The sequence below is a fragment of the Halorubrum sp. JWXQ-INN 858 genome (assembly GCF_009806985.1).
Lineage (GTDB): Archaea > Halobacteriota > Halobacteria > Halobacteriales > Haloferacaceae > Halorubrum.
In genome coordinates this window covers 310,293-325,330 of the sequence record NZ_WUAX01000011.1, presented here as the reverse complement: position 1 = coordinate 325,330, position 15,038 = coordinate 310,293, and the positions used below count along the sequence as shown (strand labels likewise).

Here is a 15,038-nt window from a genome sequence, read left to right as displayed (position 1 = left end):
ACGGTGCCGGATTTCATGGGTATCGAACGCTCCGGCGAAGGTTGTAGACGGTGGCTTTCAGCAGCATTTCGCGGAACTCTAACCACCAGCTCTGCGCACGCACGGCGGAGCCGAGCGTGCGCTTAATCGATGAGAAGATGGTTTCTGACATAGAACGTTGATGGTAGCGACCACCGTCTATGCAGGCGTTGTAGCGTGATCGGGTGGATTCATGACCCGGTATTTAATCAATGGTCAGATCCCGTTTTCGCGGAGTTCATCGCGGAAGGATTTGGCGTCATAGCCACGATCAACAGTGAGACTCCGAAGGTCGTCGGTCTTGCGTCGGCGACCTACGGGCCGATCTTCGCATCGTGTTTCTTTGAGGTCGTTGAGTGGATGTCGATAATGTCCGTAATTCGATATCTATGGGAGCCAACTTTTAGCGCTCGAACGCGGTAGTTCGTGCGGTTGGCGTAGTGACGGCTGGGCTGATCACGGTCAAAGCCAGTCGAATCGATAGCAGCGTGGCCGGTGCGTTTCTCGGCGCATCAGCCGAGAAACGCACGCCACGTCTTGGTCGGAATCCGCTCAAACCACGTGCGAAGCACCGTGTAGTGTGGAAGCCTAGTGAGTCCGACCTCTTCAAGAACGCCGGGCATTTCTGAGAGCAAATCCACCACAACGCGGTAGGATTTGACCAACTCGATGCGGAGTGCATGCACGGTGAGCATCGCCCACTCGGCGAACCCGCCTCCCCTCGGAGTCGGCGGGCTCGTCCGGATTAGCAACAACTGATCTAGCCTTAGCGACCGTAACACGCGTGAAGAGACGGATTTCGGATATCAAACCAATCTGTCTCTTCGCTTTCTACGGCAATAACGCAGTCGAATCCCTCGCGTCTAGCGGAACTACAGAGCCAGGTAATTATGGGTCTACAGTTAGTTTGCTGTGCGATAGAGACAATACCCCAAGCATATGGAACTTATCACTGATCCATGAGTGAGGCCAATAGTAGAAAATGTCTCAAATAATTGTATAATGATCATTGTAATTGTTAAGCTGAGTAGAAACTGATCTTCATTCGACATATTTGTTCTGGAAAACCTAGAAAGTATGATATAGTGGAAAAGAATGTACGAGATACCACCAACAATACCAGTATGAAGAAACATGCGAAGATACGAATTGTGCGGTGAATAGCCTTCAAACCTCTCTGGAAGTAATGGAGACATGAAATCGTATCCAAGGTTATACCCCATTCCAGCTATTGTGTTATCCCTTATGAGATTAGCAGTTGCTTCCCATAAAAGTAATCTATTTGTAAAATCGACAGGCAGCAAGTATAGTAACTCGATTCTACCGAGCAGTGCTATTGCTATGACTAAAGAGATCGTAGTGAAAACACAGTCTACAATCACTCGGCTAAGACTACCAATATTCAATTTATTCATAATAAATAGAGATGCATATATTAATACACCAGAAAAGAATATTAATGAGCCAGATCGGCTGCCAGTAAGATACAAACATATCGCTGACAGGGAAAAGAACAGTAAGTACCTCCACTTCCGCGTTTTTAATAATAAGTATGCCGAGACCAACGATCCGGGACCAACAAGACGAGCTAGGCCATTAGGATTGCCGAATACTGATTGTATTCTCAGTACCTCAACATTTGTTCCGAGGATCCGTATATTATGGCCTGTGTGCAACTCAACAGGTAATACAACTATTTTAAATTCTCCGACTAAAAGAGGTAGTAATCCAAGACTTCCTAGTAGAGCAGATAATAATGCAATATAGTGTAAGAAGACATTGAGTGATACCGCTTTTGGTACCAAGTAGAGTAGCATAATAAGAATACTTGATAATGTAACCGCCATCCCAACTTCCACAAGCGATTGCGTAATCACTGTGGAATATATATAGATAAGTATAAATAAAATTAAAAAAATAAAGCTTTGACGACCCCATACTCCCATCTTTGAATCATTTTCAAGAAGAATCGTTAAGGAGAGTAACGATATATATAATACCATTGATATTTGGGTGAATAATCTAGCTTGCCCTTGATTATATGTAGCAACGGTGAAAACAGATAGTATCAGTACGATCAATACCGATCTGTCACGAAAAAGAAGCGGACTAAGTGATTTTAAAAAGGAGCCACTGTTCATTATCTCTGATCGATCATTGATGTGCAAATACCTATATATTGCGAATCACTTTTAACTTTATACGAATGCTGTAAAAAGGATGGCTTCAGAAGCTCCTCTTGTCAGTGTTGTTATTCCTACTTACAATCGACCGAAAATGGTTAATGAAGCAATCAAGAGTGTTTTAGACCAATCATACCAGAATATTGAAATATTGGTTATCGATGATGCTTCAACCAAGGAGATAAAGTTCCTATATGATCAGAACCATAACATTTATTACAAAAAATTCGAAAAAAATCAAGGTGCCAATGCTGCACGTAATTGGGGTATTAAGAATGCCAATGGAGAGTATATTGCTTTTCTTGATGATGATGATCAATGGAAGAAAACTAAGATAGAAAAGCAAATAAATAAAATTCATCGAAATGATTCTGTTGGTGTCGTCTATACTGGGCAAGAATTTGTAGATGGGAATGGGAATACAATTAAAACTTTTACTCCTACCGTCCGTGGAAATATACGACGGTATTTGTTCTCTGGAGGTGTCATTGGTGGCTTTTCCAGTGTCTTAGTGAGTCATCATTTGATAAATTCCGTTGGTAAGCCAGATCCAGAATTGCCAATCATGCAGGATCGGGAATGGTGGATAAGATTGGCATCAGATACTAGTTTTGAGTCTGTTCCTGAACCACTTGTTATTCGTAGATTTGGTGAATATGATCAGATCGGTGACCGGCATACCGAACTTCGTGATGTTGCATATCCAAAAATATATGAAAAGCATAAAAATTTAGCGAAGAGTGAAGGCGTACGATTCCAACTAAGATTCAAATCAATGTTTCTTAAACGTATTGGCAGATCTGCACTATACCTTGGTAGATACTCTGAAGCTAGGAGGTATTTATTTAAATCGATCATGTATAATCCATTGTCTGTTGGCACAATTTTATTATTTATTATTTCGCTCGGAGGAAGCCCTTTATACCGATTTGCTAAGTATTTTAGAGACAAGATTCGTGCTCTCACGTGCATCTAATGCTGATAGAGTGACACTCGTTTCTCGATCAAAAATTTCAAATCCCATCATCAAGTTCTTCTTTTGAGAAACTGATGAAACCTTTAATCATCTCAAACCTATATCCAGATAAATGTCGTCCAGTATATGGCATATTCGTTCAGTATCAAGTAAAAACTCTGCAACGAATGGGTCACGATCCAGAAGTTATTTCCCCACACCCTTATATTCCGTCTCTTCCAGGTATTTCTGAAAAATACAGATCACTTCATAGAGATGTTCCATACAAATTGCAAATGGACGGTATAACGACTCGGTATCCTCGAACAATCTCACTACCAAATAAGCACACTCAGGCATTAACCGCGATTATCTCTCGCTTTCTTTCTCGTAAATGGATCTCGTCCCTAGAAAACGATAATTTCACACCGGATGTGATTAATGCACACGTTGCGAATCCAAACGGATATGCATCTATTCCGGTTAGCAAGCATTTTGATGTTCCACTCGTGACGACGGTTCATGGAGCAGATCTAAATCTTCTGTACGAACAATTCTTTAATCGCTTTATAGTAAATGAATGTCTGACACAATCTGATGCTGTTCTTGTGAATAGCCAGAAAATAAAACGGCAAATCCCGGAGCATGTAGCAAGGGAAACGGAAATTCACGTTATCGCAAACGGAATTCCAGTCTCAAAAATAGATGAAGTAAAAAACAGGGACGTTCCCGCTGAGATCTCGGAAGATAAGCTGACAATCATCTCAGTTGGTGACTTAATACGATCCAAGGATCAATTGACTGCTCTTAAGGCGCTTTCCCAGCTAGATATTGATTATCAATATATTCTCATTGGTGATGGACCATACCGACAAACCTTAGAAGAATATGTGGAAGAAATGAATATGGAGGACGTGCTATTTCTTGGAGAGATCCTAAATGAAAAGGTATTTGAGTACCTTTGGAACTCTCAGGTTTTTGTGCTTCCCAGTTACCGCGAAGCGTTTGGTATTGCATATCTAGAGGCCATGGCATGTGAATTACCCGTGATTGCCTGCCAAAATGAGGGCCCAGAAGAATATATTACACATGGAAAAGAAGGATATTTAATCAATAAACAAGACCACGAGGAGTTGGGATCTTATTTATTAAAATTATCGCGTGATAAATCGTTACGAGATGATTTAGCGGCTTCTGGAAGAAATATCGCGCAAAATTATTCGTGGGAGACGAACGTACAGGAAGTGGAGCGTATCTACCGATCTCTAATCAACGAGCAATAGTGCAAGAATGATGATCCAAATAACTCCTCTGATATCACTAGAAATAATTCTCGTGGCCACGTTTATATTGTGTTTGAGTTCAATGCTACATACGTTCTTTTTTTACCCGGCCACATTGTATTTATATAACAGATTGTGTTCCAGTGACCAAGCAGTTCAGTTAGACAAGCTTCCATCCACCGCTCTCATCATTGCAGCGTACAATGAGGAGGACGTCATTGCCGAGAAGATAGAAAATAGCCTCAAATTAGAGTATCCCACCGATCGACTCAACGTCGTCGTGTTCTCAGATGGATCCGACGATACAACGGACGAGATCGTTCGGTCATATGAAAATCAGAATGTTACTCTCGTACGTATCGAGGGTCGAGTTGGAAAGACCGAGTGTCAGAATCGCGTGGCCAAACTCGTTGATGAGGAAATCCTCGTCTTCTCCGACGCGAACAGCATGTACGAGCCCGATGCGCTGAAGGAGTTAGTTCGAGGGTTTACACCCCGCATCGGGTGCGTGGTCGGCGAGCTCCGCTACCACGATTCGAGTAACGTGGAGGGAGAATCAGTCTATTGGCGGTACGAGTCACGGATCAAGCGACTCGAATCAGCCACAAGTTCACTCATCACAGGTAACGGTTCAATCTACGCAGTACATGCCGAATCATACGTCCCACAACCGGCCGATGCGATCAGTGACTTCACCGAACCGCTATCTATACTCCGAAACGGAGGGCTGGTGAAATACGCACCGAAAGCCGTCGCATGGGAAGAGACTGAAAAGAATGCCACTAACGAATTGAATCGTCGGATCCGGATCGTTACCCGGAGCTGGAACAGCATTGTCAGATACCCTGATCTTTTAAACCCACTCTCACATCCTCGCATCGCCTATCAGTTGTGGTCTCACAAAGTTCTTCGATGGTTATCACCCGTATTCCTTCTCGCCATCGCCGTTTCAAACGTCGGCTTGGTCGCCCTTTCTAACCCGACTTTTTACACTATTCCTCTCGTCGGTCAAGGCGTATTCTACTCACTCGCTGTCGCCGGGTATTTCTCTGAAAAGGGGTACTTAAAACACCGCGCAATAATCCACATTCCGTTCTACTTTATCCAAGCCAACTACGGAATGTTCCGTGGATTACTCAACTTCCTTCAGGGATCAAACGTCATTGTCTGGGATACAAGTGACCGGACATAGATCCAACTCTCGTATTTGCTTTACTTGTTTTATTATTCATTACCTCGAATCGAATATTCACTTAATATGCACCATATCGACCGCATTCCCCCTTGAAGTGTGAATTACCGGCGCGTGGCTGAGATCAGATGAAATCACAAGCGACCTCCACACGCCACCGCTGCAAGTGAAGCGGCGGAAACGGGTGGAGTCTGGCGGGGTGTGGTGAGGTGGCGGAGCGAGGTGTGGTTGGGCGGGATGCAGTGATGAAGGCGGACCGTCGACGCGACGGACGACCGGAGGCGTCGACCGTGACGAATCGATCGGCGTCGACGAGAGGGGGTCAACGGGGGGCATGTCGGCCGCCGGCCGGGTCGATCGACACCCACACCCCACCGTGTCGAGTGTTCTCGTCGTCGACGATGACGCACGCCACGACCGACGTGACCGGGGGGCCCCAACGGTGGTGTCGAGAGTACGTTTCGTCTGTCCGGCACCCGGGACGGACCACACGGAGAGAGTACGTTTCGTCTGTCTCGCTCCTTGGCGGGCCACAGAGGGAGAGTACGTTTCGTCTGTCTCAGGTCTCCCTGAGGGAGAGTCTCGCCGGCGACCCTTTTAGGGGCCCGAAGTAACCTCCCCGCCGCCGTCGTCCGGATCGACGACCCTGTCGCAGGCGGGTCAGCCTCCGAACCCACCAACCGAGACAGACGAAACGTACTCTCCCTCTCCTTCCTTCCTTCCTCTCCTTTCTCTCCTTTTCCTCGCTCCTCGATGAATTATCGGGACCCGCACTCTGAGACAGACGAAACGTACTCTCTCCCTCGATAACAAACGTCCAAAATAGCTATGGTCCAACGGTCCCAACACGACGGTATGTCGAGCGGGACCATCGATATCGACGAGTTCGAGAACGCCGACGACGACGGGTTCGAGGAACGGAACGACACCGAGCGGATCGTCCTGTTTCTCGACGAGAACGACGACCGTGCGTGGAAGGCGGCGACGATCGCCGACCGGCTCGGGCTCGATCCGGACGCCGTCAGTGCGATCCTCTCACGACTGAAACAGCGGGGCCTCGTGCGACACAAGCGCCCGTACTGGGCGATCGCTGACGACGAGGAACGGCTCCGGGCCGCCTATCGGCTGCACCGATACCACGAAACCGCGAACGAACGGTACGGCGAGGAGCGTCTCGAGGAGCTCCGAACCGACGAGACGGAGCGCGTGCAGTGACCGAGTTCGACGCACTCGAGCGCGGCGATGTCGTGTGGGGAACTGACCCGCTCTCTGACAAAGGCCGTCCGATGCTCGTATTGGGGACGCCCAGGTTTTCCAGCCACGGGCTGCAACTCATTACGGTCCCGATCTCGACGAAGACCTATCACGAGGAGTCGCTCGTGCTCCGAGACGACGACTACGCGGGCGATCCGCTCGGGAAACGGAGTCACGTCCTCGCGTGGTCGTTCGCGACCCTCAACAGCGCTGCAGAGGTAGCGTTTTACATGACCTCCCTCGTCGATGACCGCCTCGAGGACGTGGCGACACGATCGATCGGCTACGTTTCCCGATGAACCGCACGATATCCGGCTCTGGTGAATCGCTGTAAGGCGGCAGGCTAGGTCGTCAAATCAAAGGCAGAAAGCGGGAAATCGGCAATGCGTGACGTCGAAGAAGTTCCGCTTCACGAGCAAAGCGGTGTCTGTAGTTAACAACGCTGTTGGTGACCGAGGCGAAGCCGCTGCCCCCGAAAGGGACGGGAGATTCACCGACTACGGCGTCGTTTCGCACCCCTGTCTCCGGCTCTAGTGATTCATCAGAGCCGACGAAACGTACTCTCTCCGTTTCTCTCACGGACCCAATCCAACGAGACGGAGCCGGCCGGAGCGACGCCGGCGGCGGCTCCCTACGGCGTGTCGAGAACCGTCCGCAGATCGCTTACGACCGCCCATATCTGCCGGATGACGATCTTCAGATCGTACCAGAACGACTGCCGGCGGATGTACTCGAGGTCGTAGCGGAGCTTCTTTCGCGGCTCCGTGCTCTTCACGTCGTTGACCTGGGCGAGCCCGGTGAGCCCCGGCTTCACGAACCAGCGTTTCCGCCACGAATCCGTCTCGCGCTCCAGGAGGGTCTCCTCTTCGGTCCAGGCCGCTCGCGGACCGACCACGCTCATGTCGCCTTTGAGGATCGTCCACAGCTGCGGGAGCTCGTCGAGGTGGGTCCTCCGGAGGACGCGCCCGACGCGGGTGATCCGGTCGTTGTCCGCGTCCGCCGAGGGCGTCGCCGACGCCCCTTTCGGGGTCATCGACCGGAACTTCGCCACCGTGATCGTCTCGCCGAGCCCGGCGGTCCGCTCCTGTTGATACAGGACGGGACCCCGATCGTCGAGCGTGATCGCGACCGCGATCGCGACCATGACCGGCGCGAAGACGACGAGACCGACGATCGCGAAGGCGACGTCGAACACGCGCTTGAAGAAGTAGTCCTGGACGTCCCACGGTTCAACCTCGACGTCGACGAGAGGGCCCTCCCCGCTCCCGGCGGTCAACACGCTGTCGGCGAACGCGCGGTGGACCTTTGCCGCGACGCCGTGTTCATAGCAGGCGTCGAGCGTGCCGAAGAACTCGGCGCGGTCCGGCTCCGAGAACGCGAGCACCACCGTGTCGACGTCGTGGCCGACGAGCAGGTCCTCGATCCGGGAGAGCCCGCCGAGCCGATCGATCTCCGGGGCCCCGCCGTCGGCGACCGCGGCGATCCGCTCGCGCTCCGTCCTCGCGAACACGGCGGAGGGGGCGAGGTACCCGAGGAACGAGAACGACGTTTCCGCGGCGAGCCGGCGGATCTGCTCGGCGTCGTCGCCGACGATGATCGCGCGGCTGGGCTCGGTCCGGGGCTGCCGGCGGATCCCGACGAACCACGCGGGCACGAGCAGGAGGAGCAGCCCGATCGTGATCGTGAGCGTCGCGCGTGGCACCCGCAGCGACCACTTGAAAAAGCCGAGCGTCGCGATCGCGAGCCCGGCGACGAGCACGCGCTTCTGTGCCAGCAGGACCACGTCGAGCATGCGCCGCGGTCGGGGCTTGTACAGCGGGATGAGGCTGCCGACGATCGCGAGCAGGCTCAACCCCACGACGAGGAAGAGCCGGTCGCCCGACAGCACGATCGGGTCGAGCCGGTCGAACAGCGGGACGTACGTCGTGAACAACGACTGTGGAACCGGGTGGTTCGCGATGAGCGTGGCGGCCGCTGCGAGCGCGGCCACGCCGAACACGCTGAGGAGACGGTATCGCCACCCGGAGAGCATTACCCGATTCGTATCATTGAGTGTATAAAAGAACTGTGAACGAGCCGACGGAATCGACCTCCTGGTCTCCACTCACTCGTTGCTCTCGTCGTTGTCGTCGCTGTCGTCGTTGTCGTCGCTGTCGTCGCTACCGTCGACGACCTCGCCACCGTGGACTGCCTCCGACGACACGGCCACCGCCCTCTCGCCATCGTCCGCGCCCGCAGCGTCGAGCGTCCCGCCTTCCGCCTCGTACTTTCCGGGGTGGGCGACGACGACCGAGAAGGCCCCCTCGTCGTCCGCGGTCGTGCGGCGTTCGTACGTGAGCGACTCCCCGTCGACGTCGACGTCCGCCCGAACGAGCACGGTCGCGCCGGGTTCCGCCTCCCCGACGAGCGTCGCGCCCGCGACCGGGCGGAACACCTTGATCCCCTCGTCTGCGGTGGTGAACGCGAGCTGGAAGCGCCCGGAGCCGTCCGCCGTCCCGCTCGCGCTCCCGGCTTCCTCGAACAGCTGGGCGTACGTCGTCTCCGGTGGAACCTCGGCGTCCACCTCGTTGACGGCCACGTAGCCGACGCGCCCCTGGAACTCGTCGGCGTGTGCGTCCGGGTCGGCGTCCCGAATGAACGGCTCATAGGTTCGCTGTGCGTAGCCGTACGTGTCCGACTCCCCGCTGACGGCGTAGTTGTACATCCGGTTGCGTCCCCATCGGCTCAACACGAAGTCCTCACCGTCGTGCTCGGCGGCATCCGCGGCGATCCAGTCGATCGCCTCGGCCTGCTCGTCGGTCGGGGCGACCGCGTCCATCACCGCGGGGACCATGAACAGGCTCAGGCTGGCGACGACCAGAACCGCGCCGACGGCGTAGCCGGCGCGCTGCCACGAGCCGCCGGGGAGGCCGAGATCGAATCGAACCCGTTCCTCACGGTCACCGAAGGGGGCCGGGCGTTCCGCGACGTCGACGACGGAGAGCAGGTGGACCAAGCCGAGCCCCGCCAGCACCGCGACGACTCCGGTCGCCTCGCCGGCGAACCGGATCTGGACGAGCGCGAACCCGATCAGCGCGTACGCGTAGCCGGCGACGACGAGCCAGCGCGGTTCGTGGTCGTGGACGCATCGCCACGTCACCCAGCCGAGCACCGGCAGCGCCACGAACAGCAGCCAGCCGAAGTGGTCGACGGGGCCGAAGAAGACGCCGTAGTCGGCGTCGAACAGCGACCGCGTCTCGGCGGCGTAGTCCCGACCGAGCAACGAGTCGCGCGCGCGATCGGTCAGCCGGTCGGCCTCGTCCGGGCGGAGGCGTCCGAATCCGAGCCAGAGAGGAACGACGCTGAACGCCGCGAGCCCGAGGTGGATCCCCGGGTGGGCCCCGCTGTGCTGGAGAGCCGCCGCGGCACCCGCCACGAAGGCGACCCCGACGCAGACCAACAGGAGCGAGTAGACGGCCACGGGTTCCTGCCACCCTGCCTGCGTGTGTAACGCGTACGCGAGCAGGAACCCGACCCCGAGCGCGCTCACGAGAGGGACGGCGGCGACGAGCGGGTTCCATCCGGCACGCATGTCCGAGGTCGCACGGATCGACGCGTAGACGGCGAGCCCGACGAGGAGGACGGGCGAGCCGTTCCACGTGTGGACCATCGCGGCGAAGACGACGCCGAGGGCGGCGACGACCAGCCACGTCGCGGGCGAGGTGAGGTGTCGGAGCCGCTCCGTCGCGGCGCGTCGCTCCTGGTCGCGAGCCAACCAGAGCACGCCGACGATCGAGAGAGTGAGCCAGACGTAGTCGACGGCGTGGTGGTCGAAGAACCCGATCCCCGAGTAGAGGGCGTGCCCGGGGAGCAGCGCGAAGGCGACGACGGACGCCACCGCGACGCGCTCGTCGTTCGTCGTCCAGAGCGCGACGAGGTAGACGCCCGCGCCCACGACGAGCGCGCACGCGATCGGGATCCACGCGACGACCATGGCGGCGTCGTCGGCCCCGCCTCCGAGCGCCTCGGTCGCCCACCAGCCGATGGTGTACGTGAGCGGCTCGCCGCTGGCTCGCCCTCCGAGCACGCCGGCGATCCCCTCGAAGTCGAGCGGGTCGACGTCCGACGCCGTCAACCGCTCGACCCAGTAGAGGTAGTGGTACGGGTCGTTACCCGGCAAGAGGACGCGGTCCTCGCGGAAGACCCGGCGGATCGTCACGACCCGCATGAGCATGAGCAGGGCGAACGCGCCGACGAGCCCGACGAGGAGATCGCGGTGGGCCCCGTCGCGGACGTTCTCGACGCGTTCGCGAACCCGCACTCCGATCCCGGTTCCCTCGCCCGTCTCCCCCGCCGCGCCGCCCGTGTAGGGGTCGCCGTCGAGCGCGGCGCGGACGGCGTCGGGGTCGGCGAGTCGGTAGTCGCCGTCGCGTTTCGTCACGATCCCGCGCGAGACGAGCTCGCCGAAGGTGCCGGAGTCGACGTCGACGTCGTCGAACGTCCACGGGCCCGCGACGTCGACCGCGAGGGCGTCCTCGAGCGCCGCCTCGACGTCGGGGCGCTCGTCGAGGAGCGCGCGCGTCTCCGCGTACGGGTCCGCCATATACTCGACACCTGCGCGGGCGACCGAGTAAAGCCCTGCGTTGCCGCGCGCCCGCGGGTCGACTACACCGACCACCACACGTCCACCGCGCGTCGACCACACGCCCACTGACACGCCCACCGCGTGCCGGTCGATCGCGGACCCGTCGACGGCACCACGTCGATCTCTCGCCGACCCACGACGGCCCTCCGCGACCGACGACGACAACCCCCCGTCCCGCTCGCCACAAAGCATATATGCCGGATCCCGGGAGACGGCGTCAGACGCCCGTTTGCGGGAGTGTGACGCTTTCACACGCCACCCCAATCAACACAAAGTATTTATAACGAGCGACAAAGGTTTCGGGTGTACCCCTACCCAAGTGGCAGTACATGAGTATCTGCGACCGAGTCCGGCCGCACCCCGAAGAAACGTAGGCGTCGACGAAGACCGGGCACCTCTCCGAGGTCAGGAGAAAGCTGCTGTCGCGTGCAGACCGCAACTAAACAATGACAAACGACAATAACACACGCAAGAAGGCCAACGCGGTCTTCTTCAGTGCTATCATGGTCCTTTCCATGGTTGCAATCGGCTTCGCGGCGATGCCGGCTGCGGCCGCGGGTAACGACCATGGCGACTTTACGTATGACCCGTCCAACCCCTGGCAGGGAGAGGACGTAACGACTGAAGACCTCGGTTCCACTGACGGTCAGCAGTTCCAGCTTCGCCGTGTAACTGGAACTGACGATGGTCAGGTGTCCAGCAGTGCGTTCATTGAGGACGTCTCTGCGGGTACCGATGGTGAGGTTACCATCGATACCGAGGACCTCGATGCCGGTGATTACTTCATTTCCGGTGGAGACTCCTCTAACATCGTCCTCAACCGGACGCCGATGCAGGGCGACACCTTCGAGATCCGTATTCAGGACCTCGACGCTGACTTCGACGATGACGAGGTCGCTGACGCTGGTGGCGACTCCACCACTGACCTCGAGATCGACTCGAACCGTGGTACGTACACGCTGAACGTCAGCGCTGACGGCGACCTCGACGACGAGGAGCTGTTCGGCATCTTCGCTCCTGACGAGGACTACGACGACGCTTCCACCGACGACAACCGCACCGCCGTTGGTGACACTCCGAACGAACTGTTCGGTCCGTTCGACGCCTTCCTCTACGAGACGGATGAGGAGGACGCTGACGAGAAGATCGGTCTGTACCAGATCAACGACCGTGAAGAGGAAGTCGACTTCGACGGCATTGACGACGGCGACTACGAGTTCCTCTTCGAGGTTGACGACACGGCCGCCGAAGACACCGCAGAGATCACCGTTCGCGACGTTGCGGACGCCGAACTCGAATTCGTTGACTCCACCGTTAGCACCGCACAGGGTGGTGTCACTAGCGTGACGATCGCAGCGAACGACGCCGCAGACGAGGGTACCCTCGTCATCGGTGAGGAAGACGACTTCGGCTACCAGCTGAACGTCACCATCGATGACTTCAACGATGATGACGAGATCACGGTGTACTTCAACACCTACACCGCTGGCACGAGTTCCAGCGGTGAGGTCGAGGCACACGGCGACGTTATCTGGGTCGATGAGGATGACCTTGACGAAGACGCCGGGATCAGCGTCGACGAGGAAGTGACGGACGACCTCGAGTTCATCCTGAGTACGGGTGACTACGACATGTCCGTTCTCGCCGAGATCGGTGACTTCGAGGAGACCGTCGAGAACCCCGACGACGTCGGGTCGCTCCTCATCGAGGACCGCGAAACGAACGAACTCAACGTCTGGACGGCCTCCGACGACACTGTTGACGACATCGACGACGTCGAAGACGTGCTCGCCGGTGCCGGCGCAGGCAACATCACCGAGCGCGACCTCGTCGCGCAGGACGACTGGGCCATCCACCAGCTCGACGCGACGGGCCTCGAGGGGATGTTCCAGTACATCGAAACGAATGATGGCGTCGAACTCACGGACCTGATCGACAGCCAGGCTGGTCAGTCTCTCTTCGAGGAGAAAAACAGTGACCGTGCAGCCCGCATCCGTCTCCGTGAGACGCGTGACAGTGCTGGTCCGAACACCGCACGCCGCGTTGTTGACCTCACCACGAACGACGTCGAGGTCATCACGACGCCCGGTGAAGACGGCGTCTTCGTCGCGATCAACACCGACGATTGGAACGACGAGAACACCGCGTTCACCAGCGGGAGCAACCCGGAAGCTCTCGATGACGAAGAAGACTACGAGTTCAACATGAACTTCCGCGTCGAGGACGAGTGGCTCCTCGAGTGGGACTCTGAGGACGACGACGACCTCGACGACCTCTTCGAGGAGATCGACTCCACGTACGACGTTGAAGAGCGTACCGGCGAGTTCGCCGAGGACCCGTACAACGTGACGGCCACTGAGGACGTCGAGCTGACGGCCATGACGAACATCGCACCCGGTAGCGAAGTCAACATGCGCGTCCGCTCGTCGGGCGACACCCGTCCCTCGTTCATCATGACCGAGAGCGACCTCGAGGTCACGCAGAACGAGGACGTCACGGGTACCTTCGACTTCAGCGACACGAACACCGGCGACACCTTCGACCTCTCGGTCCGCTCGGGCGGCTTCCCGGAGCAGCCGGAAGCTGACGGCAACGTTGTCGACGCCGTCGAAGAGGAGACGGAGACGCCGGAAGAGACTGAGACGCCTGAGGAGACCGAGGAACCGGAGACCGAGGAACCGGAGACGGAGGAGCCGGAGACCGAGGAACCCGAGACTGAGGAACCCGAGACTGAGGAACCGACGGACGATGACACGCCCGGCTTCGGCGCTGTCGTCGCCCTCGTCGCCCTCATCGCCGCCGCGTTGCTCGCGACCCGCCGCCGTCCCTAACACGGACGACAGCTGAGCGCGACCACCGCACGGCGACCCAGGTTTCAACCACCGGCCCACGCGGGTCGGCCCCTTCGCGGCTTTCTTTATCACACTCATACCGGCCAGCGACGACCACCGCTCGCGGTTCGTGCTTTTCGAGCAGGCCACAACGCCCATACGGCCACACCGAATAGAGGGTTCCATGCCCGACCGCCTCGAACGAGACGTACTCGACGATGTCCACCGACACCGAGAGACACGTGATGTCGGCACCCGGACTGCCTTCGACGTTTCGGCGGACCCCCCGGACGGCGAGGCACGCGCGACGGTCGCTCTCGACGTTGAGACGCCGCTCTCCGAGCGTGAGGCGGAGCTCCGAGAACAACTGGAAGCGGGCGAGATCGACGAGGAGGAAGCTCAGGAACTCTACCAGGAGGCCCAACAGACGATCATCGACGGACTCATCGAGGTGATCGAGACCCATGCCACCACCCGCGACGGGCTCGACGTCGTCGAAACCCGGTATCGGACGGCCTCCGCGCTGGTTGACGGGGAGGCGCTGAAGATCGTCCGCCTCGTCGATCACGAGAACGTGAGCGCCGTCCTCGCCGCCGCGGACTTCGAACCGCCGGACGCGAACGATGACGATGACGCTCGCGGCGGGTAGCGAGAGGTCTGCACGGTACGAGAGTCCGAACGCATCGCCACTGACCCAC

The 15,038-nt window shown here is 57.0% G+C and carries 10 protein-coding genes and 2 pseudogenes; 8 read left to right on the top strand and 4 right to left on the bottom strand.

The genetic code is table 11. From position 1 onward, the window contains the following. Positions 1–13 precede the first annotated feature (13 nt). Both GRS48_RS10440 and GRS48_RS15430 read right to left on the bottom strand, forming a co-directional pair. A pseudogene (locus tag GRS48_RS10440) lies at positions 14–828 on the bottom strand (IS5 family transposase). Between the two features lie 92 nt (positions 829–920). Then, entirely contained in the window at positions 921–1,835 is a 915-nt protein-coding gene (locus GRS48_RS15430; RefSeq protein WP_394351201.1) for an O-antigen ligase family protein, read from the bottom strand. Between the two features lie 403 nt (positions 1,836–2,238). On the opposite strand from GRS48_RS15430, the gene GRS48_RS10430 reads away from it, so the two are divergent. From GRS48_RS10430 to GRS48_RS10405, 6 genes and pseudogenes are all read left to right on the top strand, one after another. Beyond that, positions 2,239–3,177 (top strand): glycosyltransferase family 2 protein, encoded by a 939-nt coding sequence (locus GRS48_RS10430; RefSeq protein WP_159486174.1) that lies wholly within the window; start codon positions 2,239–2,241, stop codon positions 3,175–3,177. Between the two features lie 74 nt (positions 3,178–3,251). After that, positions 3,252–4,439 (top strand): glycosyltransferase, encoded by a 1,188-nt coding sequence (locus GRS48_RS10425; protein ID WP_159486172.1) that lies wholly within the window; start codon positions 3,252–3,254, stop codon positions 4,437–4,439. 82 nt (positions 4,440–4,521) lie between these two features. Then, positions 4,522–5,631: a glycosyltransferase family 2 protein gene (locus tag GRS48_RS10420; RefSeq protein ID WP_159486170.1), complete on the top strand. Its 1,110-nt coding sequence runs from the start codon at positions 4,522–4,524 to the stop codon at positions 5,629–5,631. Between the two features lie 855 nt (positions 5,632–6,486). Next, positions 6,487–6,846 carry a helix-turn-helix domain-containing protein gene (locus tag GRS48_RS10415; RefSeq protein WP_159486168.1) on the top strand — a complete coding sequence of 120 codons (360 nt, stop codon included), beginning with the start codon at positions 6,487–6,489 and terminating at the stop codon, positions 6,844–6,846. Then, positions 6,843–7,184, top strand: a complete 342-nt coding sequence (locus GRS48_RS10410) for a PemK-like protein (protein ID WP_235028045.1) — start codon at positions 6,843–6,845, stop codon at positions 7,182–7,184. Before GRS48_RS10415 ends, GRS48_RS10410 begins: the two co-directional genes overlap by 4 nt. 88 nt (positions 7,185–7,272) lie before the next feature. Beyond that, positions 7,273–7,416 (top strand): annotated as a pseudogene (locus GRS48_RS10405) (IS5/IS1182 family transposase); the annotation flags it as partial. Positions 7,417–7,516: 100 nt separating this feature from the next. Here the strand turns inward: GRS48_RS10405 and GRS48_RS10400 are convergent. Continuing rightward, on the bottom strand, positions 7,517–8,917 hold the full coding sequence (locus tag GRS48_RS10400) for a sugar transferase (protein ID WP_159486166.1): 1,401 nt from the start codon (positions 8,915–8,917) through the stop codon (positions 7,517–7,519). Positions 8,918–8,989: 72 nt separating this feature from the next. Further along, the gene (locus GRS48_RS10395) at positions 8,990–11,467 is read right to left on the bottom strand and encodes an MFS transporter (protein ID WP_159486164.1); all 2,478 of its coding nucleotides are present in this window, start codon (positions 11,465–11,467) and stop codon (positions 8,990–8,992) included. A gap of 488 nt (positions 11,468–11,955) precedes the next feature. On the opposite strand from GRS48_RS10395, the gene GRS48_RS10390 reads away from it, so the two are divergent. Both GRS48_RS10390 and GRS48_RS10385 read left to right on the top strand, forming a co-directional pair. After that, a complete protein-coding gene (locus GRS48_RS10390; protein WP_159486458.1) occupies positions 11,956–14,340 on the top strand; it encodes a BGTF surface domain-containing protein in 2,385 nt (794 codons plus the stop codon). A gap of 184 nt (positions 14,341–14,524) precedes the next feature. Further along, positions 14,525–14,989, top strand: coding sequence for a hypothetical protein (locus tag GRS48_RS10385; RefSeq protein ID WP_159486162.1), 465 nt, complete (start codon positions 14,525–14,527; stop codon positions 14,987–14,989). The last annotated feature ends 49 nt before the right edge of the window (positions 14,990–15,038 follow it).

Excerpts from the sequence above, each read along its gene's own strand:
- GRS48_RS15430 (WP_394351201.1), bottom strand. The coding sequence starts at position 1,835 with ATGCTACTCTACTTGGTACCAAAAGCGGTATCACTCAATGTCTTCTTA.
- GRS48_RS10430 (WP_159486174.1), top strand. The coding sequence starts at position 2,239 with ATGGCTTCAGAAGCTCCTCTTGTCAGTGTTGTTATTCCTACTTACAAT.
- GRS48_RS10425 (WP_159486172.1), top strand. The coding sequence starts at position 3,252 with ATGAAACCTTTAATCATCTCAAACCTATATCCAGATAAATGTCGTCCA.
- GRS48_RS10420 (WP_159486170.1), top strand. The coding sequence starts at position 4,522 with ATGCTACATACGTTCTTTTTTTACCCGGCCACATTGTATTTATATAAC.
- GRS48_RS10415 (WP_159486168.1), top strand. The coding sequence starts at position 6,487 with ATGTCGAGCGGGACCATCGATATCGACGAGTTCGAGAACGCCGACGAC.
- GRS48_RS10400 (WP_159486166.1), bottom strand. The coding sequence starts at position 8,917 with ATGCTCTCCGGGTGGCGATACCGTCTCCTCAGCGTGTTCGGCGTGGCC.
- GRS48_RS10395 (WP_159486164.1), bottom strand. The coding sequence starts at position 11,467 with ATGGCGGACCCGTACGCGGAGACGCGCGCGCTCCTCGACGAGCGCCCC.
- GRS48_RS10390 (WP_159486458.1), top strand. The coding sequence starts at position 11,956 with ATGACAAACGACAATAACACACGCAAGAAGGCCAACGCGGTCTTCTTC.
- GRS48_RS10385 (WP_159486162.1), top strand. The coding sequence starts at position 14,525 with ATGCCCGACCGCCTCGAACGAGACGTACTCGACGATGTCCACCGACAC.